Origin of the sequence: Photobacterium atrarenae, from assembly GCF_024380015.1 — a bacterium.
Classification (GTDB): domain Bacteria; phylum Pseudomonadota; class Gammaproteobacteria; order Enterobacterales; family Vibrionaceae; genus Photobacterium; species Photobacterium atrarenae.
On record NZ_CP101508.1, the window covers coordinates 2,544,459 to 2,564,158 of the forward strand.

Consider the following 19,700-nt stretch of genomic DNA (forward strand, 5'->3'; position numbering starts at 1 on the left):
GCGATTTAAATAATAATGAGCTGGCCTTCAATGGCCCCGGCCTGTTTCAGAGACTGCAAAATCGCCATCAAATCTGACGGCGCAGCCCCGACCTGGTTGACCGCCCGAACCAGCTCGTCCAAAGTCACGCCCGGCTCGAACTTAAACATCCGCGAGTCTTCTTCCTCAACATTAATATCTGAGTTCGGCACCAGCACGGTATTACCGCCAGAAAACGCATTCGGCTGGCTGGCGGTGAAATTTTCTTTAATCGTTACCGTCATCCCGCCATGGGTAATTGCCGCAGGTTTCAGCCGCACATGCTGGCCGACCACAATAGTGCCGGTCCGTGAGTTGACGATGATCTTGGCCGCGCCGTCAGCCGGCTCAAACTCCAGGTTTTCGATCGTCGATAAAAATGCCACCCGCTGGCTGACATCCCGTGGTGCCCGTACCCGGATCGAGGTGGCGTCTATCGCTGCGGCCATTTGCGGCCCGAGGAACTGGTTGACCGCATCTGCCATGCGCTGGGCGGTGGTAAAGTCGGACTCAAACAGGTTAAAAGTCAGAAAGTCCCCGCGACCAAACGGGTTAGGCACTTCCCGCTCGACCATGGCACCATTGGAAATCCGTCCAACCGTCGGCGTATTACCGACGACCTTAGAGCCATCGGCCCCCTCAGCACTAAAGCCGCCGACGACCAGGCTGCCCTGAGCAATCGCATAGACTTTACCGTCCAGGCCTTTGAGAAAGGTTTGTAGCAAAGTACCGCCGCGCAGGCTTTTTGCGGAGCCAATCGAAGAGACGGTAATATCAATAGTCTGCCCCTGCTTGGTAAACGGCGGCAAGGTTGCATTTACCGCCACCGCTGCGACATTTTTGGTTTTCGGCTTGGTGCCCGGCGGTAGCTGGATGCCGAAATTCTGCAGCATGGCATTGAAGCTCTGGTCGGTAAACGGCGTGGTTTCCCCGGTGCCCGGTAAGCCAACCACCAAGCCATAGCCCACCAGCTGGTTACTCCGTACGCCGGCGACCTGTGCCACATCTTTGATCCGCGCAGCTTGGGATGGCATCGCCAACAGCAGGATCAGGCCCATAAACAATGTCGAGAGTCTCACTTTGGTGCTCCGAAAATCCTTGAAATCAAGCTTGGCTGAATCAAACATGACCCATTAAATTAAATACTGACGTTGAAGAACCGGGCTAGCCAGCCCTGCTCCTGAACATCCTGGCGATCGCCGGTGCCGGAATACTGAATCCGGGCATTGGCAATCCGGGTGGAAGCAATGGTATTTTCCTGGCTGATATCATCCGGGCGAATCGTGCCGCTGACCCGGATATATTCATCCCCGGTATTTAACGTCAGCCATTTCTCGCCACGGACCAGTAAGTTACCGTTGGCCAGCACTTCAACCACTTCAACCGAAATCGAGCCCTGGATACTGTTGCTCTGATCCGCCGAGGTACTCCCGGCATAGGTATTGGCATTGCTCAGCTCATAGGATAAATCCCGATCGCCGATAGTGATCGGCTGCCCGCCCAGCACAATCGGATCCATCGCCAGATCAGCCGATTTGTCGACATCCGAGCTGGCGCTTTTCTTGGCCTGGGTCTTCTCTTCCAGCAGCACGGTGACAATATCCCCCAACCCGCGCGGCTTGGTATCGTCATACAGGTCCTGGGCACCGTTGGCATCAAACAGCGAGCCGGTCGCGGTTGAGTAATGCTCCGGCTTTTCCTGCGGTCGGATACCGGTCCAAGCCGGATCGCCGGCTTGCGGATCATCACGGCGACGCATGCGATCAATCAGCCCCGTCTCCTGCTCCGACGTCCCTTCCACCGCATCCACCGACGAGGTTGCCTGTGCCACATCCGATTCCTGCGCCTGTTGCTGCTGAAATTGGGAACAACCCGAGAGGGCAATCACCAACCCCAAGATAAGCTTTTTCATCGCTACGTTAACTCCCGATTAGAGCTGCTGATTGACGTAACTGAGCATCTGATCCACGGTCGAGATCACTTTCGAGTTCATCTCATATACCCGCTGGGCTTCGATCATATTCACCAGCTCTTCCGTCACATTCACGTTCGACGTCTCCAGCATGGACTGGCGAATTGAACCCAACCCGTCCAGTCCGGGAACCCCTTCCTGGGCATCACCGCTGGCACCCGTTGGCAAAAACAGGTTCTGGCCTATCGGCTCCAGACCGCCCGGGTTAATAAAATCAACCGTGGTGATCTGACCCAGGACCTGGTTTTCCTGCTGGCCGCGGATCCGTGCCGACACTTCCCCGTCGGTCCCGACGGTGATCCCAACGGCATCTTCCGGCACCACAATCTCCGGCTGAACCACATAACCTGAGCCCGTCGTGACCAGCTGGCCTTCACCATTGATCGTAAACTGACCGTTGCGGGTGTAACCCATGTTGCCGTCCGGCAGCAGGATCTGGAAGAAACCATCGCCTTCTATCATCATGTCCATGGCATTGTTGGTAGTCTGGGTATTGCCCTGGGTGTGGACTTTCTGGGTCGCGACCACTTTGGAGCCGGCACCCAGCATCAGGCCTGAGGGCAACTCGGTATCCTGCGTCGACTGACCGCCCGGTTGGTTAATATTCTGATAGAACAGATCCTCAAACACCGCACGGCTTTTCTTAAAGCCCACCGTCGAGGCGTTGGCCAGGTTGTTCGAAATGGTCGAAATATTGGTTTGCTGAGCGTCAAGACCTGTTTTACTGACCCATAGTGCCGGATGCATATTGAATTCCTCTTATCGGTTTAGTCTAAACGCAGCAGTGACGAAGATGCCGCATCCATTTCTTCTGCTGTTTTCATGAGTTTTACCTGCATTTCAAAATGTCGCTGCAGGTCGATCATGCTGGTCATTTCACCCACAGCGTTGACATTGCTGCCTTCCAGCGCCCCATTAAGCAGCTTGACGCCGGCATCTGCGTCAAACACTTCATTCGGGGTTTTGGATTTAAACAGGCCATTGGCGTCTTTGCGCAGGTTAGCATGATCCGGGCGAACCAGTTTCAGGCGATCAACTACTTCCATCGCTTCTGGTGGCGCGCCCTGTGGCAGAACGGAGACTGTACCGTCCTTACCAATTTCAATTTTGCTGATTGGCAGAGGAATAAAGATTGGGCCGCCGTTTTCGCCCATCATCAGATGGCCGCTGCCATTTTGCAGCATCCCGGTCTGATCAATTTTCAGGTGGCCGGCCCGGGTATAGGCTTCCTGACCCGACGGGTCCAGCACCGTCAACCAGCCATCCCCTTCGACTGCAACGTCAAGATCCCGCCCAGTGGTCATCACCGAGCCTTGCGACATATCCTGACCCGGGCTCTCCGTCATCGAGAACACCCGGCTCGGCAGTCCTTCACCGTAGGCCTGCATACTGCGCGCCTGCGCCAGATCAGCACGAAAACCCGCAGTTCTCACGTTGGCAAGGTTATTGGCATGCAGTTGCAGCCCATACATATCTTGCTTCGCGCCACTCATGGCCAAATACAGTGAACGATCCATTATTGCCTCTCCAATCACAATCTGGACAAAATAAAGCAATAACTATGCCACCACTAGATAGCAACTATAAATCAGAAGGTTAGGAAATTCAGCAGGCCGAAGCGGCCGGGAAAAGACAAATTTATGGCAGGTGCGGACAATCATTGCCGCTTTTTTAACACTGTGCTGTCCTCACACCACGGCAATCGAAAAAACGGCAAGCATCCGATGAGACGGCACCAGAGTGCCGTCAGCGAGGCAGTCTTGATTAGCGGATCTGCAAGATGGTCTGTTGCAACTGGTTATCAACTTCCAGCGCACGCGAGTTGGCCTGGAAGTTGCGCTGTGCGGTGATCAAGTCCACCAGCTCCTGGGTCATATCGATGTTGGATTGCTCCAGGGTGCCACTCTTCACCGCGCCGAATGCGCCCTGGCTGGCTTCCCCCCAAATCGCAGCGCCAGAATCTTGACTCACCACCCACTGGGTTCCGCCTTTAGACACCAGCCCCTGCTCATTCGGTACACGAACCATCCCAACCCGACCCAAGGTGACGTTTTCACCGTTACTGTAAGTCGCCACAATCGAGCCTTTGGCATCGATGTCCACTTTCGCCAGGTACCCTGTCGTTGCCCCGTCTTCATTGAAGCGACGAATTTCGAACGGCGCCGCATATTGAGTCGGTTCGTCAAAATTAATGTTCAGCGTCTGGCTCTCATCCGCGCCATTCAAATCCAGCCCGGCGCCGGTTGCGCCAAGCGGCTCCGTTTGGATGGGGTTGCCGCCATTCACCGAGGCCACCGAGCCATCAGTGTTAAAATCAATAAAGCTGCCCTGTTGGCCGGTCGCCGTTGCCGAGCCACCATTGGTTACATTAACCGGCTTTTCACCGGTCGCATCCGTCGCCGTGTAGTAAACTGCCCAGCGATTCGGAGCCGTATTGTCTTTGACGTAATAGGTCGTCATCTTGTAGGGCTGGCCCAGCGAGTCATAAATCGTCACCGAGGTCGATTTATTGTAAGAGTCCGGGTCATTAAAGTTGAACTGCTTGGGATCTTTCACATCTGCATTGGCCGGCAGGTTGACCCCAACCTCAACATTGCCTGATGCCCGTGGCTGACCAAACTGATCCGGCACTTTCAGAGACTGAGACTCATAAGAGGTCACCTGATCTGTCTCTTGATCCACCTGGTAACCCAGCAGGTACTGGCCCTCGGAGTTGACGATATTGTTGTCTTTATCCAGATGGAACGCGCCGTTTCGGGTCAGGCTGTTGTTCTGCGGCTGCAGCTTATCGTCCGCGACCGCAAAGAAGCCGCTGCCGGAGATCCGAAGATCCATCGGGTTATTGGTGTAAATGCTCGAGCCTTCATGGAACTGCTGCGCAACCACAGAGGTTTGTACCCCGCCTCCGGTGGTGGTTTTGGCATTCGAGAAAATCGAACTTGAATATACATCACCAAACTCGGCACGGGACTCTTTGAAACCGTAGGTATTGGAGTTGGCAATGTTGTTACTGGTGGTATTGAGGTCTTTCTGCGAAGCTCCAATACCGCTGAGCGAAATATTAAATCCCATGTTTTAAATCTCCTAAAACCGGTTAAACCTTGCCGACTTCCAGTACTTCAGATAGCTTGAATGGCGATTCAAAGCCCGCCAGGTTGAGCATGACATTACCGTCTCCGTTGCCCAGCAACACACTGTTCACATTGGCATAGGTAGACACATCAAACTCACGGCTTTCGCCGTCCACTAGCCCGGCAACTTTGAGCTGGTAACGACCTTCTGGCAAAACATTGCCTTGTTCGTCTGTTCCATCCCATTCCACCCGGTGCTCCCCCGGTGGCTTGGCGCCCATATCCAGGCTCTTAATCAATTGACCCTGCTCGTTTTCAATCCGCAGCATCATGTTATTCAGGGCCTTCGGCAGCTTCACCATGCCGGCAACGGAGCCTTCGGCTGTTTTCACCCCGGTAGCACTCGGGATCAACACATCCCGCCCGACCAGGGAGGAAGCTTGCAATGCCTGATTCGAAGTCATGGCTGAGTTCAGGCTGCCAAACTGCTCGTTCATCTGGTTGATCCCGTCCACAGTGGCAAAGGAAGCCATCTGGGCAATCATCTGATCGTTGCCGACAGGCTTGAACGGATCCTGCTGGGCCAGCTGCTTAGTGAGCAGGGATAGAAAGTCTTCCTGTTTCAGCTCATTCTGGCCAGTGACTTTCTGCTCTTCCTGCAGCTTTTTCTCTTGCATCCCCTTGAGTTGATCAAGGTAGGACAAATTGCTTTGACCTGCGCCGTTAATACCGGTCATAACAGTCACTCCTTACCCTTATTTACCCATCTGCAATGTTTGCATCAGCATCTGCTTGCTCGCATCTGCCACCTGCACGTTGCTTTGATAGGAACGAGAAGCTGAAATCATGTTGGCCATTTCTTCCATCACATTCACATTCGGCTTGTAGATATACCCTTCTGCGTTGGCCAGCGGGTGCTCCGGGTTGTATTCGGCTCGCAGTGGCTTTTCACTTTCGACAATCCCATTCACCTGCACCGGCACACTGTCTTCACGGTTATAGCTGGCACTTTCCAGTGCAGCGGCAAAAACCGGATGGCGCGCGCGGTAAGTTTCTTCCGCCGAGCTGCTGACACTGTTGGCATTGGCCAGGTTACTCGAGGTGGTGTTCAGGCGAACAGACTCGGCACTCATGGCAGAACCAGTGACATTAAAAACATTAAACAAGCTCATGATTATTCTCCTTTTAATGCCTTGCTCAGGTTCTTGAATTTAGAGCCCAGAAAGTCAAGCGATGCCTGGTATTCCAGTGCGTTTTGCATAAACAGGTTTTGCTCCACCTGCGCATCTACCGTATTACCGTCGCCAGTATCCGGCTGGGTCGGCACCCGGTATTTCTGCTCGCCCATCACCTTGGTGGAGGCAGAGATATGCCGCTCATTGGTCCGGCTCAGGCCAATACTTGCCTCTGAGGTTGCCGCATTCAGCGCGCGCTGAAAGTCGATATCTTTTGCTTTGTATCCCGGCGTGTTGGCGTTGGCGATGTTACTTGCCAGAGTTTCCGCGCGCTTACCGCGCACGCCAACCGTATGCTGGTGAATACCTAATGCTTTATCGAATGAGATGGACATCGCAGCCTCCAAAAATCGTTAACAAGTTAAAAGCAAAGGCTGTGCCAATTTTATCAATTAACGGAATCAGTAGAGAAAAGGCTGTCGGTGATGGCACCGGAGGAAATGGTGCCGGAGGAAGAAAGCCGAGCCTGGAATTGATTCAGGCTCAGCTCAGTGGCGGTTATTTCAGCTTGTAGATAATACCCGGGTTACAACGGATCATCTCGAATTTATCGGTCAGACCGGTCAGCGACTCCGAGGCTCCCAGCAGCAGGTAACCACCGGGGTTGAGGCTGGCTGCCATTTGGTTCAACACTTTCGCCTTCATCTCCGGCGAAAAGTAAATCAGCACGTTACGGCAGAAAATGACGTCAAATTTGCCCAGCAGCGCATAGCTGTCTTTCAGGTTCTGCGGACGGAAGCTGACCATGCGTTTGACTTTGTCATTGATCTTCATCCGGCCGTCACCGTTGTTTTCAAAAAACGTCCGCCGGCGCTCCGGCGATAAGCCACGGCTTAAGGCCAAGTTGTCGTAAACCCCAGCACGGCAGGTATCCAGCATCGTCTGGGAAATATCCGTCGCGGTAATTTGAACCCCACTACTGAGCATGCCCGGCCGCCGGTTTTGTGTTTCCAGCACCGTCATCGCAATGGAGTATGGTTCCTGGCCGGATGAACTAGCCGAAGACCAAATCTTTATCGGACGCTTGTTTGCCGCCAGCTCCGGCAAAATCTTGTCGGCCAATACCGTAAACGGATAGGTATCGCGAAACCACAGCGTTTCATTAGTCGTCATCGCATCGACAGCTGCCACCCGCAGCTCGCGGTTCCGGCCACTGATGACCAGTTGCAGCAACTCAGATAGCGATGATAACGAAAATCGGCTGACCAACGGACTGAGTCGACTCCGGACCAAATACTGTTTGCTATCGCCAAGAACTATGCCGCACTGCGACTCTAAAAAACGACAAAAGTCACGGTATTCCTGATCTTTTATGGTTATGGCTGTCATCTACTACTCTTAATTCCGATTATTCCGGCATCGCGGCTTTTACCGCAGCACCCAGCTCATCCGGGTTAAATTTAGGAATGAACGCATTGGCACCCACTCGCTCAACCATCGCCTGGTTAAAGACCCCACTGAGGGAGGTGTGAAGGATAACATGTAAATCCTTCAACTGGGCATTGTTACGAATCTCAGCGGTTAAGGTATAGCCATCCATCTCCGGCATTTCGATATCGGAAATCACCAGCGCCAGCTGCTCATAAATGCTCTGCTCTTTAGCCATTTCGCACAGCTTATCAATCGCTTCTTTGCCGTCTTTCACCAACACGCATTCACAGCCTATTGCTTCGATTGCGCGCTGCACCTGCTTACGCGCAACACTGGAGTCATCGGCAACCAGCACCCGACGCACGGTCGGCGTCTCTTCCACCAGCTCTTCCAGCACGGTACCGGTAATATCGGTACTGACCGGAGAAATTTCGTCAAGGATCTTTTCCACATCGAGAATTTCAACCAGCTCGTTGTCAATCTCGGTCACGGCGGTCAGGTAATTTTCCTTACCGGCCCCTTTGGGCGGCGGCAGGATCGATTCCCAGTTCATATTGATGATGCGCTCAACCGATGAGACCAGGAACCCCTGGATCGAGCGGTTAAACTCGGAAATGATCACAAAACAGTTGTCCAGATCATCAATCGGGCGGCCACCGGTGGCCAGGCTCATATCAATCACCGAGATCGTCTGACCACGAATATGGGCGATCCCTTTGACCAACGGGTGCAGGTTCGGCATAGTGGTCAGTTTCGGGCACTGTAGCACCTCTTTGACTTTAAATACGTTTATCCCGTAGCGCTGGCGTCTTTTGAGCCGAAAGGTGAGTAGCTCCAAACGGTTTTGACCAACAAGCTGGGTGCGCTGATTCACTGAATCCAGTATCCCCGACATAAGGTGACTCCATGTTATTCGTTTTTTCTGATGATGCGTGTTTGATGAGCATTATCACCGCAAATTTCATAAGATGAGCTCGAGGCTAATTGTAGCCCCTTCGACCCTGCATTAAAGAGTAAAAACCGTGAACCGAAGAACACATTTCACACTCCTGTCTTTGCTTTTCGGCCTGCTGACCATTTTCTTTAACGGTTTTGTGTCAGCTGAGACTCAAAATCCGCTCGATCAGGTCCAGCATACCGCCGAAGAATACGTAAAGACAATCATTGATCAGCCTGCAAGGGGCCAGTTGACGGTTCAAGCGGCCAGCCTGGACTCCCGGTTAAAACTGACTCACTGCGCAGCCCCGCTGGAACCATCGATTCCAGGTAAGCAGTCACTTACCGGAAATATTACCGTATTGGTCCGATGTCCTACAGACGGCTGGCAAGTCTATGTTCCCGTCCAGACTCAGCTGTTGCTGCCACGGGTCGTCGCCGTCAAGCCACTTGCCCGTGGGGCGGTTCTAAGTGCCGCTGACCTCGATATCCGGCTGGTCGAAGCCCGATTCCTGCGCGGTGTCCTGTTTGACAGGCCGGAACAAATCATTGGCTCTAAGGTCAAGCGCGGTGTTAAGATTGGCGAAGCCATTGAGGGCAATGATATCTGCCTAGTCTGCCGCAATGATGCGGTGCTGATTAAAGCCGGCCGAAGCGGGCTGAATGTCATCACCAAGGGCACCGCCCTGTCTGACGGCTCACTCGGAGAGCAAATCCGGGTGCAAAACAGTAAGTCCAAACGTATCGTCGACGGGGTGATCACCGGCGTCGGCGAAGTCACGGTTAACTTTTAAAAAATGCTAAAGTTATCATATGGGCTGCCGATGTAGTGGCTGTATCTAGTTTTTTGTGCAAAGGCATTTTACTATGGCAAGTATTGATCAGCTTCGCGCTGGCCATTTGATGACGACCTCCCGCAATGTAAACGGTAATACACCGAATGCGGCGTCATCGACTGCGAAAAATCAGCAATCTCAGGGAATCGGCAACAGCCAACAAGATGCGGTATCACTCAGCTCGCAAGGAAAAGCAGTGGGTCAAATCCATCAACAACTCGCCGCAGAGCCCAGCTTTGACAGCGCCAAAGTCGCGGCGATTAAAAATGCCATTGCTAATGGTGCTTACAAGGTGGATGCTGAAAAGCTGGCATCGAACATGCTTAAATTTGAAGACGAGTTACGCGGCCTGTAACTCAGGACGCGGCTCTATATCGCGACAGTCTTTTCTGAATGGCGAAGCAATTTCTTATGGCGCAAAGCATCGAACAACTTCTGGCACTGCAACTGGCTACGCTGGAGTCACTCCGTCGCCTGCTTGAGCAGGAGAAAACGGCGATTGTCGATAGAAAGTCCGCGGATATTGCCCGCCTTGCCGGTGACAAGCAGGCCTTGCTCAACCAAGTCCAGCAGCAGGACCACCTGATTGCCAGCCATACCCACCGCCAGCAACTGACGGACAACCCGGCACTGGCAGAGCAAGTCAGCACAATCAAAGCTGCCGTCACCCGCTGCAAAGAAATCAATGAAGTGAATGGCGAAGCATTACAGCGTGCACAACTGAGCTTTCACAAGCTCAATAACCTGTTCCAGCAAAGCCGGGGCAAGCAGCAAATGACTTACAACAGCAGCGGCGTCGCGCAGAATGTTCGCTCCCTGGGTACCAATATCAAAGCCTGATCTTTCTTTCCAGATCTGTTAAGTCAGCCCAGCGGAAGCCATCTCTCCGCCATACAAGCTGGCGAGCAGCCAAAAATACCAACCCCACTGGGTCATATCCCTCAATCGCAAGAGAGGCCGCAGAGCAAGCAGCGGCTCCGCGCGTAACACCGATCTGGTATTGTTCTGATAAAAAAAACCAACGACGACGCTGGAAAGGAAATCTTGGCCTTGGAGCCAATCATGAAAGGCGCGCCTTGGCCAGGCTATTTGCTCCAGTGAGAAAATAGCCTAAGGCGGGGGTGACTAAAGCTCTAGAACAGCGTTTCCTGGTTCGCCGGCACGTGGAAAACTTCCCCATGCTGTTTCATCCGATCCATCTTGCTCAGATCCAGTTGCATCTCAGTCACAAAACTATCGCCGACCGGGTAGCTCCGGAGTATTTCAGCGCCCCGGATGATCCCATCAACGGCACCGTCGGTTCGCTCCGTGCCAAGCTGTTGGTCTTCCATGGCCGCTCTGGCGCTGATCCGCATGCCATAAACCTGCTCGGTTAACTCACGGTAGGCATCTATTTTGGACGCCCGCATCGCCCGGACCCGCTTTTCTTCCAGCGTACTGCCACGCTGCTCACTAATCGAGGCGTAACCGACTGCAGTGATCAGGTTTTCGTTACGGATTTCAGTTAAAGGCTGACATCCGACCAACAGTGCAACCAGCAGCATAAACCAGTAGCGCATATCAACTCCTAGGGTTTCAACACAACAGTATTTCGATCAAAGGTTGTCGCATCATTACGAATAATGACACCATTCCGGAGTCGCATTTTATTCAAAGTATCGAGGTCACGTCCAATCCGATCTGCCGGCAGGAAGCCCTGGGCCGACGCAATCACCACCCGTGAGCGCATGCCGATAATCCGGGCATTGACCAGGACCCCGGCGCCCTGACGCAGCATGGTTCCCGTTAAGACATAATCAACCGGCTGCTCACCAGCCAGATCGCGCCAGTTACGGCTAATCGCAAAATCACCATCTGACGTCACTTTAATCGCCCCGGTCGCCTTGTAGTCCACCACCGTAAAGCCGCGTTGCTGCATTTGGTACATAAACCCTTCGGTCACCGTATTACCAAGCCAATTGGTCTCGTTCATCTGCTGTAAGTCCACAAAGGAAGTTACTGCCAGCGGGGTTTTGGCACTGAGATATTGATTCGACGTCAGCAGTTGCTCAGTCAGCCCCTCAATGAAGAAGTCCATGGTATGGCGCGGCGTCTCCTTCAGCAGGAAAGCGCTCCCCATATACGGCTCTTTACCGTTATAGATCGGAGAGTAGGTGCAAGATACAGTCATCGCTGCCAGTATCAGGACTATCCATTTTTTCATTCTTGCCAACTCCGGGTGAAAATAGCCTTGTAGCCTGTTATCGTTCAAAGAAAGAAAAACTTTACCGATGAATCCATTATTCTATTGTCGGGAACGCTCTTTGCATATGCTGATTGCGTGTCAATCAGCCGACACGGCAAATTTTCTAACACTAAATAGTGGAAAGCAATTTTCATACCGAAATCGAGAGATAATGAAAAGATTAATCAATTTCCTTATGGCATTTGGCCTGCTGGCTTCGGCGCCGCTACATGCTGCCTGGATGGAAGTCACCGGCTCCGCCGTGATGTTGGAAAGTGAAAGTAACGCCCGGGCCAATGCGCTGGAAGATGCGGTTTATCAGGCCATGGCCCACGCCGGTGCCGATATCGCCAGCTTTTCCCACCTCAAGCCTTATCTGGCGACAGCGCGAAAAGAATATCAGTTCAGTGGCAACGAGGTTCGCCATATCATCGTCCTCAACTCGGGACAGCAAAGCGGCAAATATTACCTGACCGCCCGGATCGATATTTATCCATCGGCAAATACTTGCCACAAAGTGCAGTATAAAAAAGGTGTACTGCTGAGCAACTTTTCCATCATTTCTCCGCAGCACGCTGCCATGGGCGGCATCTACCAGCTCGGCAATGATTTTACTGCCCTGGTGCAACGTCAGATTGCCCGCCATTCACAAAGCTTCGTGGTCTCAGGCACAACCCGGGTTGCCGTCAATCCCGGCCAACCTGCTGCGATGATGATGCTGGCCGAAGACAACGATGCCCAGTACATCGTTAGCGGCCGGATCACCGATTTGACCTCAACTCTGGAACAAAAGCGTTTTAGCGACGATCAGGTCAACCGCCAGTTTGCCGCCACCCTGGAGATCATGGACGGCAAAACCGGCGAAATCCTGCTGCAGAAAAATTACCGTGAAGTCGCACAATGGCCATTTGCCCGTACGAGCCATGTCGACACCCAAAGTGCCCGCTTCTGGCAATCCCCTTATGGCCAGGCCGTCCAGCGCGTCAGCCGCAACATGATGCTGGACCTGGAGAGCTCGCTCTCTTGCCGCACCAGTTTACCGGAAATCGTGAATGTCTATGGCAACAGTGTTCAGGTGAACGTCGGCCGGATCCACGGTGTAAAACGGGGCGATCAGCTGGCACTCTGGCACAGCGCCGGGTTTATTGATCAACAAGGGATCCCGCGTAACCGCATGGTTCAGACTGAAATCACGCTGCAAGTGGAGCGCGTCTATGAGAAATCTGCCGAGCTCATCGTGATGCAGCCGGATCTGGCAAGCAGTATCCAGCCTGGCGATTTACTGACCAAGCAACGTCTGCGCTAATAATAAGCGCTTAAAAAATGGCGGATTCTAGGTATAATGGCGACGTTATTGACAGACAAGGCTCCCTTAGCTCAGCCGGATAGAGCGTCCCCCTCCTAAGGGGAAGGCCGCAGGTTCGACTCCTGCAGGGAGCGCCATTCCCAATCCGCCTTTCTTCGTCACACCCATAGAGCCCCCAAGATTTTTCGGGTTTGTGCGGTCATGTGACTCAACTACTTATCACCTGGCCTTTGACTGCCTTTCCTCTCAGTGGACTGAACCGCTTTGGTTTGATTTGGTGGAAGTATCGATAGAGTGCATACGCCAGAAAACAAAAAACCCCGCCAAAATGCAGGGTTTCTGTGTTGCCTGGTTCCAGTTTGTAAACCAAGCCTGGGATAATTTGGTGGAGCTAAGCGGGATCGAACCGCTGACCTCTTGCATGCCATGCAAGCGCTCTCCCAGCTGAGCTATAGCCCCAGAAAACGTGAGCTATCATAAAAACAGAGTAAATTCATGTCAATAGACAACTTCCCAGCTAAACATCCAGCGTTGTCTTTTTGCAACCCAGCTCACACTCCTGCCAGAGCAATCAGGTATTCGCACCAGGTGCTAAAAAAACGGAAGCGTCAGACGCTTCCGTTTGTACCGGCTCTGTATTGCTGGCATCTTATGCGTTGGCTTCGCGGCCTGCGATAAATTCCAGCGCCATCTTAATCCGGGCAGCCACGCGCGTTTTGCCGATCAACTGCATCACAGCATCAACCGATGGTGACTGGCCCTGGCCTGTCACGGCAACACGCAGCGGCATCCCCACTTTACCCATTCCCAGATCCAGCTCTGCACAGGTGTCTTTGATCACCGCATGCAGGTTCTCAGTGGTCCACTCTTCCAGCGCTTCAACTTTCGCCAAAGCCAGCTCCAGCGCTTCTTTCGCCACCGGACGCAGGTGCTTCTTGGCCGCACCGGCTTCAAACTCGCTGAAGTCCTGGTAGAAATAACGCGACTGCTCTGCCAGCTCGATCAAGGTATTGCAGCGCTCACCAACCAATTGGATCACCTCAGTGATCGCCGGGCCGTTCGCGGTATCAATCTCTTTCTGATCCAGGTGCCATTGCAGATATTTCGCCACGTATTCAGGATCCGAGGATTTGATATAATGGTTGTTCAGCCACAGCAGCTTGTCGGTGTTAAAGGCAGATGCAGACTTACTAATCGAGTCCAGGCTGAACAGCTTGATCATCTCTTCCAGCGAGAAAATCTCCTGATCACCATGGGACCAGCCCAGACGCACCAGGTAGTTCAGCAGCGCCTGCGGCAGGTAACCTTCATCACGGTACTGCATCACACTAACCGCACCGTGGCGCTTGGACAGTTTCGCCCCGTCATCGCCTAAGATCATGGCACAGTGGGCAAACTCAGGCACCGGCGCACCCAGTGCTTCATAGATGTTGATCTGGCGTGGGGTGTTGTTGATGTGGTCTTCCCCACGCACAACCTGAGTGATCCCCATATCCCAGTCATCCACTACCACACAGAAGTTGTAAGTCGGACTACCGTCAGTCCGGCGAATGATCAGATCATCCAGCTCACTATTGGCAATTTCGATCCGGCCACGGACGTGATCGTCAAAAACAACCGTGCCCGTTTTCGGGTTACGAAAACGGATCACGAACGGGCTGTCTTCTGTAGCTGCTTCATTCGCCGCAACCACTTTCGGATGATCAGCATCGTAGCGCGGCTTTACACCAGCAGCCATTTGCTCTTCACGAATTTCATCCAGCAGCGCTTTCGGACAGTAGCACTTGTACGCCTTGTCTTCCGCCAGCAGCTGATCAATGAGCTGGTTATAACGGTCAAAGCGCTTGGTTTGGTAGTACGGGCCTTCATCCCAGGTCAGGCCAAGCCACTCCATACCTTCCAAAATGGCGTCAATCGCTTCCTGGGTCGAACGCTCAAGATCCGTGTCTTCAATCCGCAGGACAAATTCACCGCCCATGTGTTTCGCAAATAACCAAGAGTACAGAGCAGTACGAGCACCACCAACATGCAAAAAGCCAGTCGGGCTCGGTGCGAAGCGAGTTTTCACCGTCATTTGAAATACCTAAATGAAATAAGATACGTCAGGCAGCACAATCACTGCCCGAGGAATAAGATGGCAGCTATTCTAGCACTGTGAGTCAAGAGTACCAACATTCACGCAGTAGGCCGCAAGAGGGGGGGATACCCAGATACAATGATAACTTGACCGCGGATTGCAATCGCTAAAGGGTTGAAAGCCGTTCAACATGCTTTCAACCCCAGCGAAAATATAAAATTCCCCATCAGGGGAAATTAGAACACGGTTTTACCACCTCTTTGCTGGCAAATATGATGGGGAACCCACTGCTGGGTGGTTTTACCATCCAACTCAATGACACAGCGATAAATTGGCATACTCGGCTGTCCACCCGAGCCTTGATTACTGGCCAGAGCCCAGGCAGAAGAAAGTGACATCAACACTACCACCATACTTGTAACAAATGCTTTCATACAACCTCACTAATTCAGGTGATCACATCAGTTTGGAGTATAGGTCATGCTTTGAAACACATTGATGCCAAACAATTATTTTTTAAAACAAAGAAATGGTTTATCTCAAGCTTGATACGGGCATCGCCAGCGGCACTTTATGCTACCCCTGTTGTACAAGCTGTATCGACGCAGGGCCGCTCGCTCACAGCAAAAAGCCGGGCACATGGCCCGGCTCCGAGATAGCTGTTCACACATTACTTGATGGTGTAAGGGATTGTCAGTGTCACTTTAATATCTGTCTCATCCTGGAACAGGTTCGTCCAGCCGCTCCAGTTATCTGTCTCTGTATCGTTGACGTACTCAGTATAGTGGAAACCAACGTTTGCTCCTTCCAGAGCGCCGTTTGAAATCGCATAGTTGGCGAAGATACTCCCGGCGTACTCAGACAAATCATCCAGGCCGTCGACATCCGATGAAGCAACCCCCATCGCAGCCGAAACCCCTGCGGTAAAGCCAGCGGCGCCAATATCACTGAAGTCACGAGACAATGAGCCAAAAACAGCCAGTTCACCATCGTGGTTGAAGTCTGAACGGTTGTTCCACCACACATCATAGGTACCGTTCGAGCCGCCGTATTGCGCTGTCAGGCGGTAAGCAAAGTTACCCATGGCACCATCAGCTTTCGCATCGGCTACCGTATAGGTTGCTTCTGCACGGACCGAGTATTGACCGAATGACTTACCGGACATGAATGCAAACTGATAAGCCGTGCTGTCATACAATTGGTCATCATCAACAGCGTACAACTGGCCGGCCAGGTACAGACCGCTGTCTGAGGTCGAATTCAGTTTCAGGTGCGCTGTTTTACGATCGCCATCCGTCAAGCCTGCGTATGCACCATCAATATTCAGGCCGCTCGGCAAGGAGTAGCGTGCACCGATTGAGTAGGCATCACCGGCATCTGTACCGTCTGTCTGCTGGAACTTGTAGGTATCTTTGAACCAAGGCGCTTTATATCGATCAGCATAGACCAGACCCAGTTGCAAATCGCCCAGGTTCATCCCCAGCTCACCACCGAGGTAGGTACCGGCAGCAAAGCTCCAGTTTACACCAATCGCCGTTGGTACAGATGGCTGGAAATAACCTAATTTTGCTGTAGCGCTGTCACCAAACTTAAACTTGGCCGCAACCGTCTGGTAGCTAATGCCATTCTCATTACAGTCAACATTCCATTTGCTTTCAGTACCCGCATCCCCTTTCTTATCCAGACACTCACCGCTCGCCGGACCATCACTGCCGTATGGACCACTGACATTCCAGAAGTTCATTTCATGATCTGGTGAAGCATTCTGCCACATATCAAAGGTGGTATAGACATTCAGGTCCAGGCCCGCAACATCACCCGCGTAACCAGAATTAAAGCCGAGGTTCATGAAGATTGAACCATGATCCAGATTCGGCTTCTTAGGGGTATCTTTTTTGGTAGCCGCATCAAATCCGCCACGCTCACGATCGCGCAGGAAGAAGTTGACTGAGCCATTCATTGATGAGTCATCGAGAAAGCCACTAGCCTGAGCGGTCGAGGTGACAGTCAGTGCCGAGCCAGCCATCACGCCGACCACAACAGCACTTAATACTGAACGCTTAAACATTTTATCCATGGAAAAACTCCTAAAAATACTAGCTGATTTACCTGTGCCTGAAAGGTTGGCCGCCGAAGGCACTAAGCAACTCCCAATATGTCAGCCCCGTTGATCAACAGTGCTAAATCATATTCTTAAGTTCACTTGGAACGTTTGATTTACTTCATTCACAAGACTACTTTCGCAGCGCAAAACATCAACGATAACTTACTTAATCGTTCAAAAAATATGAGGCAGTGCAAACTTTTTCGCCATTAGTGATCCAGGTCAAGCCATATCACGACTGACGACAAAAAAGATAAAAAACAGCACTTTATGATAAATCCATTACCATACCGTGATCTGACTCGAGGAATGTGTGATCTATCACTTAGCATCTTTCATAAAAACAAGCGCTATTAACGAAGTATTTTCAAAGGGTATTTTTAAGATGAAAAATATGTATGAGGTATATTATGAAGACAATAAAAAAGTGGCCTGGGTTACCCCAATGCCACTTTACTTAGTGAGAGAGCCTAATTAATTAACGCTGCATAAAATCAACCAGCGCCTGCTCATCCCAGATTTCGATCCCCAGCTCCTGCGCTTTCGTCAGTTTCGATCCGGCCGCTTCACCGGCAACCAGCAGATCCGTTTTCTTCGAGACGCTGCCCGTTACTTTAGCTCCCATCTCCTGCAATGCTGCTTTGGCTTCCGAGCGGGTCAGTAGGGACAAAGAGCCTGTCAGCACCACCGTTTTACCATCCAGTGGAAGCTCGACATCGTCTGCCGGCTTCTCGATCGCCGGCCAGTTCACGCCGACATCGCGGAGCGCCTGAATCACTTCCAGGTTATGGGCTTCGCGGAAGAAATTCACAATATGCTCCGCCACAATATTTCCGACATCCGGCACTTCAATCAGCTGCTCCTGCGTAGCCTGACTCAGCGCTTCGATGGTTTCGAAATGTTTGGCCAGGTTCGCTGCTGTGGCCTCGCCGACTTCACGAATTCCGAGCGAGTACAAGAAACGCGGTAATGTGGTCAGCTTGGACTTTTCCAGCGCTGCCACCAGGTTCTGCGCTGATTTCGGCCCCATACGCTCGAGGACCGTCAGCACCCCGGCGGAGAGTTTGAACAAGTCGGCCGGAGTGGTCACCATTTCCCGCTCCACCAGCTGTTCAATGACTTTTTCACCACAGCCATCCACATCCAGGGCTTTGCGGGAGACGAAATGCTTCAGTGCTTCCTTACGCTGAGCACGGCAGTACAATCCACCGGAGCAGCGCGTCACCGCCTCCCCTTCGACACGCTCGACCTTAGACTGACACACCGGACATGTCGACGGGAAGCGGATCTCAGCCGCGTCCTCGGGACGTTGAGACGCGACGACGGAAACAATTTGCGGGATCACATCCCCGGCGCGGCGCACAATCACCGTATCGCCGATCATCACCCCGAGCCGTGCCACTTCATCGGCATTGTGCAGCGTGGCATTACTGACAGTCACGCCCCCGACAAACACCGGCTCGAGCTTGGCCACCGGAGTAATTGCACCGGTACGGCCGACCTGAAATTCGACATTGTTCAGCCGGGTCATTTCCTCCTGAGCCGGAAACTTATAGGCAATGGCCCAACGCGGCGCGCGGGCAACAAACCCTAACCGTTGCTGAGTTTCAATATCATCGACCTTGATCACCACCCCGTCAATCTCATAGGGCAGGATTCCGCGCCGCTCACCAATATCCTGATAATAGCCAATGACTTGCTCAATATTACTCAGCCGGCGGCTTTCCGGGCACATCGGAATTCCCCAGCCCTTGAGCTGGACCAGACGCTCAAACTGACTGTCCGCCAGCGTTCCACCTTCCACCACACCGACGGAGTAGGCGTAAAAGCTCAGCGGACGGGTCGCCGTAATTTTCGGGTCCAACTGGCGCAAGCTGCCTGCCGCAGCATTGCGCGGATTGACAAACGTTTTCTCACCTTTTTTCTGCGCGCTGGCATTTAAGGCGTCAAAACCTTGCTTGGGCATAAAGACTTCGCCCCTGACCTCCAGCCGCGCCGGCCAGCCTTCGCCATGCAGCTTCAGGGGCACAGCGCGAATGGTCCGGACGTTGGCGGTAATATTCTCACCTGTGGTCCCGTCTCCCCGTGTAGCAGCCTGCACCAGTACCCCATTTTCGTACATCAGGCTGACCGCCAGGCCATCGAGCTTCGGCTCACAACAAAATGTCAGCGCAAAGCTGGCAGGCAATCGATCACCGATGCGTTTTTCAAACGCTTTGAGTTCTTCATCACTAAACGCATTATCCAAAGACAACATCGGCAGCTCGTGACGCACTTCGCTAAAGCCGTCCAACGGCTTACCACCCACCCGCTGGCTTGGCGAATCAGCCGTGATCAGCTCCGGATGCGCCGCTTCCAGGGCAAGCAATTGCTGCATCATGCGGTCATATTCAGCATCGGGAATTTCCGGACTGTCTTCAACGTAATAACGGTGACCATGATAAGCAAGTTGTTCGCGCAGCGCCGACAATTGCTGCTGAATATCGTGACTCATTCTTATTCCTATCGTATAAAAATAAGGCCCCAAGAGGGGCCTGTTCAAATCGATGC

20 protein-coding genes and 2 tRNA genes are annotated in these 19,700 nt (G+C 52.6%); 5 read left to right on the top strand and 17 right to left on the bottom strand.

Annotation, left to right across the window (positions count from 1 at the left end; genetic code table 11):
- Nucleotides 1-5 precede the first annotated feature (5 nt).
- The 10 genes from NNL38_RS11930 to NNL38_RS11975 all read right to left on the bottom strand — a co-directional run bounded on the left by NNL38_RS11930 (nt 6) and on the right by NNL38_RS11975 (nt 8,562).
- Complete coding sequence (locus NNL38_RS11930; RefSeq protein ID WP_255390633.1) at nt 6-1,076, bottom strand: flagellar basal body P-ring protein FlgI; 1,071 nt, start codon at nt 1,074-1,076, stop codon at nt 6-8.
- Between the two features lie 80 nt (nt 1,077-1,156).
- The gene (gene flgH, locus NNL38_RS11935; RefSeq protein ID WP_255388254.1) at nt 1,157-1,930 is read right to left on the bottom strand and encodes a flagellar basal body L-ring protein FlgH; all 774 of its coding nucleotides are present in this window, start codon (nt 1,928-1,930) and stop codon (nt 1,157-1,159) included.
- Nucleotides 1,931-1,948: 18 nt separating this feature from the next.
- A complete protein-coding gene (gene flgG, locus NNL38_RS11940) occupies nt 1,949-2,737 on the bottom strand; it encodes a flagellar basal-body rod protein FlgG (protein ID WP_255388255.1) in 789 nt (262 codons plus the stop codon).
- 20 nt (nt 2,738-2,757) lie between these two features.
- A complete protein-coding gene (gene flgF / locus NNL38_RS11945; protein WP_255388256.1) occupies nt 2,758-3,507 on the bottom strand; it encodes a flagellar basal-body rod protein FlgF in 750 nt (249 codons plus the stop codon).
- 247 nt (nt 3,508-3,754) lie between these two features.
- A complete protein-coding gene (gene flgE / locus NNL38_RS11950) occupies nt 3,755-5,062 on the bottom strand; it encodes a flagellar hook protein FlgE (protein ID WP_255388257.1) in 1,308 nt (435 codons plus the stop codon).
- Nucleotides 5,063-5,084: 22 nt separating this feature from the next.
- Complete coding sequence (flgD, locus tag NNL38_RS11955) at nt 5,085-5,798, bottom strand: flagellar hook assembly protein FlgD (protein ID WP_255388258.1); 714 nt, start codon at nt 5,796-5,798, stop codon at nt 5,085-5,087.
- An 18-nt stretch (nt 5,799-5,816) separates the two neighbouring features.
- The gene (gene flgC / locus NNL38_RS11960; protein WP_255388259.1) at nt 5,817-6,233 is read right to left on the bottom strand and encodes a flagellar basal body rod protein FlgC; all 417 of its coding nucleotides are present in this window, start codon (nt 6,231-6,233) and stop codon (nt 5,817-5,819) included.
- A 2-nt stretch (nt 6,234-6,235) separates the two neighbouring features.
- A complete protein-coding gene (gene flgB / locus NNL38_RS11965) occupies nt 6,236-6,631 on the bottom strand; it encodes a flagellar basal body rod protein FlgB (protein ID WP_255388260.1) in 396 nt (131 codons plus the stop codon).
- 163 nt (nt 6,632-6,794) lie between these two features.
- Entirely contained in the window at nt 6,795-7,625 is an 831-nt protein-coding gene (locus NNL38_RS11970; RefSeq protein ID WP_255388262.1) for a CheR family methyltransferase, read from the bottom strand.
- 19 nt (nt 7,626-7,644) lie between these two features.
- Entirely contained in the window at nt 7,645-8,562 is a 918-nt protein-coding gene (locus NNL38_RS11975; protein WP_255388263.1) for a chemotaxis protein, read from the bottom strand.
- A 127-nt stretch (nt 8,563-8,689) separates the two neighbouring features.
- On the opposite strand from NNL38_RS11975, the gene flgA reads away from it, so the two are divergent.
- The 3 genes from flgA to NNL38_RS11990 all read left to right on the top strand — a co-directional run bounded on the left by flgA (nt 8,690) and on the right by NNL38_RS11990 (nt 10,279).
- On the top strand, nt 8,690-9,397 hold the full coding sequence (gene flgA / locus NNL38_RS11980) for a flagellar basal body P-ring formation chaperone FlgA (RefSeq protein WP_255388264.1): 708 nt from the start codon (nt 8,690-8,692) through the stop codon (nt 9,395-9,397).
- 73 nt (nt 9,398-9,470) lie between these two features.
- The gene (flgM, locus tag NNL38_RS11985) at nt 9,471-9,794 is read left to right on the top strand and encodes a flagellar biosynthesis anti-sigma factor FlgM (RefSeq protein ID WP_255388265.1); all 324 of its coding nucleotides are present in this window, start codon (nt 9,471-9,473) and stop codon (nt 9,792-9,794) included.
- Nucleotides 9,795-9,850: 56 nt separating this feature from the next.
- Nucleotides 9,851-10,279: a flagella synthesis protein FlgN gene (locus NNL38_RS11990; RefSeq protein ID WP_255388266.1), complete on the top strand. Its 429-nt coding sequence runs from the start codon at nt 9,851-9,853 to the stop codon at nt 10,277-10,279.
- Nucleotides 10,280-10,572: 293 nt separating this feature from the next.
- On the opposite strand, the gene NNL38_RS11995 is transcribed toward NNL38_RS11990, so the two are convergent.
- Both NNL38_RS11995 and NNL38_RS12000 read right to left on the bottom strand, forming a co-directional pair.
- Nucleotides 10,573-10,998 (bottom strand): LPP20 family lipoprotein, encoded by a 426-nt coding sequence (locus tag NNL38_RS11995; RefSeq protein ID WP_255388267.1) that lies wholly within the window; start codon nt 10,996-10,998, stop codon nt 10,573-10,575.
- Nucleotides 10,999-11,006: 8 nt separating this feature from the next.
- Nucleotides 11,007-11,642, bottom strand: coding sequence for a FlgO family outer membrane protein (locus NNL38_RS12000; protein ID WP_255388269.1), 636 nt, complete (start codon nt 11,640-11,642; stop codon nt 11,007-11,009).
- A 193-nt stretch (nt 11,643-11,835) separates the two neighbouring features.
- Between NNL38_RS12000 and NNL38_RS12005 the strand changes: the two genes are divergently transcribed.
- Together NNL38_RS12005 and NNL38_RS12010 are read left to right on the top strand one after the other, a co-directional pair.
- Complete coding sequence (locus tag NNL38_RS12005; RefSeq protein ID WP_255388270.1) at nt 11,836-12,969, top strand: flagellar assembly protein FlgT; 1,134 nt, start codon at nt 11,836-11,838, stop codon at nt 12,967-12,969.
- Between the two features lie 60 nt (nt 12,970-13,029).
- A tRNA-Arg gene (locus NNL38_RS12010) sits at nt 13,030-13,106 on the top strand.
- A 246-nt stretch (nt 13,107-13,352) separates the two neighbouring features.
- Here NNL38_RS12010 and NNL38_RS12015 read toward each other — a convergent pair.
- From NNL38_RS12015 to ligA, 5 genes are all read right to left on the bottom strand, one after another.
- A tRNA-Ala gene (locus NNL38_RS12015) sits at nt 13,353-13,428 on the bottom strand.
- Between the two features lie 190 nt (nt 13,429-13,618).
- A complete protein-coding gene (gene gltX / locus NNL38_RS12020; RefSeq protein WP_255388271.1) occupies nt 13,619-15,043 on the bottom strand; it encodes a glutamate--tRNA ligase in 1,425 nt (474 codons plus the stop codon).
- 239 nt (nt 15,044-15,282) lie between these two features.
- Nucleotides 15,283-15,480 carry a hypothetical protein gene (locus tag NNL38_RS12025; RefSeq protein WP_255388272.1) on the bottom strand — a complete coding sequence of 66 codons (198 nt, stop codon included), beginning with the start codon at nt 15,478-15,480 and terminating at the stop codon, nt 15,283-15,285.
- Between the two features lie 236 nt (nt 15,481-15,716).
- Nucleotides 15,717-17,123, bottom strand: a complete 1,407-nt coding sequence (locus tag NNL38_RS12030) for a multidrug transporter (RefSeq protein ID WP_255388273.1) — start codon at nt 17,121-17,123, stop codon at nt 15,717-15,719.
- A gap of 505 nt (nt 17,124-17,628) precedes the next feature.
- On the bottom strand, nt 17,629-19,644 hold the full coding sequence (gene ligA, locus NNL38_RS12035; protein WP_255388274.1) for an NAD-dependent DNA ligase LigA: 2,016 nt from the start codon (nt 19,642-19,644) through the stop codon (nt 17,629-17,631).
- Nucleotides 19,645-19,700 lie beyond the last annotated feature (56 nt).

What these genes read in the sequence shown, in the direction of transcription:
- flgB (WP_255388260.1), bottom strand. Translation starts at nt 6,631, where the DNA reads ATGTCCATCTCATTCGATAAAGCATTAGGTATTCACCAGCATACGGTT.
- ligA (WP_255388274.1), bottom strand. Translation starts at nt 19,644, where the DNA reads ATGAGTCACGATATTCAGCAGCAATTGTCGGCGCTGCGCGAACAACTT.
- gltX (WP_255388271.1), bottom strand. Translation starts at nt 15,043, where the DNA reads ATGACGGTGAAAACTCGCTTCGCACCGAGCCCGACTGGCTTTTTGCAT.
- NNL38_RS11990 (WP_255388266.1), top strand. Translation starts at nt 9,851, where the DNA reads ATGGCGCAAAGCATCGAACAACTTCTGGCACTGCAACTGGCTACGCTG.
- NNL38_RS11930 (WP_255390633.1), bottom strand. Translation starts at nt 1,076, where the DNA reads ATGGGCCTGATCCTGCTGTTGGCGATGCCATCCCAAGCTGCGCGGATC.
- flgM (WP_255388265.1), top strand. Translation starts at nt 9,471, where the DNA reads ATGGCAAGTATTGATCAGCTTCGCGCTGGCCATTTGATGACGACCTCC.
- flgG (WP_255388255.1), bottom strand. Translation starts at nt 2,737, where the DNA reads ATGCATCCGGCACTATGGGTCAGTAAAACAGGTCTTGACGCTCAGCAA.
- flgF (WP_255388256.1), bottom strand. Translation starts at nt 3,507, where the DNA reads ATGGATCGTTCACTGTATTTGGCCATGAGTGGCGCGAAGCAAGATATG.
- flgD (WP_255388258.1), bottom strand. Translation starts at nt 5,798, where the DNA reads ATGACCGGTATTAACGGCGCAGGTCAAAGCAATTTGTCCTACCTTGAT.
- flgH (WP_255388254.1), bottom strand. Translation starts at nt 1,930, where the DNA reads ATGAAAAAGCTTATCTTGGGGTTGGTGATTGCCCTCTCGGGTTGTTCC.
- NNL38_RS11975 (WP_255388263.1), bottom strand. Translation starts at nt 8,562, where the DNA reads ATGTCGGGGATACTGGATTCAGTGAATCAGCGCACCCAGCTTGTTGGT.
- NNL38_RS11995 (WP_255388267.1), bottom strand. Translation starts at nt 10,998, where the DNA reads ATGCGCTACTGGTTTATGCTGCTGGTTGCACTGTTGGTCGGATGTCAG.
- flgC (WP_255388259.1), bottom strand. Translation starts at nt 6,233, where the DNA reads ATGAGCTTGTTTAATGTTTTTAATGTCACTGGTTCTGCCATGAGTGCC.
- NNL38_RS12025 (WP_255388272.1), bottom strand. Translation starts at nt 15,480, where the DNA reads ATGAAAGCATTTGTTACAAGTATGGTGGTAGTGTTGATGTCACTTTCT.
- NNL38_RS12000 (WP_255388269.1), bottom strand. Translation starts at nt 11,642, where the DNA reads ATGAAAAAATGGATAGTCCTGATACTGGCAGCGATGACTGTATCTTGC.
- NNL38_RS12005 (WP_255388270.1), top strand. Translation starts at nt 11,836, where the DNA reads ATGAAAAGATTAATCAATTTCCTTATGGCATTTGGCCTGCTGGCTTCG.
- NNL38_RS11970 (WP_255388262.1), bottom strand. Translation starts at nt 7,625, where the DNA reads ATGACAGCCATAACCATAAAAGATCAGGAATACCGTGACTTTTGTCGT.
- NNL38_RS12030 (WP_255388273.1), bottom strand. Translation starts at nt 17,123, where the DNA reads ATGGATAAAATGTTTAAGCGTTCAGTATTAAGTGCTGTTGTGGTCGGC.
- flgE (WP_255388257.1), bottom strand. Translation starts at nt 5,062, where the DNA reads ATGGGATTTAATATTTCGCTCAGCGGTATTGGAGCTTCGCAGAAAGAC.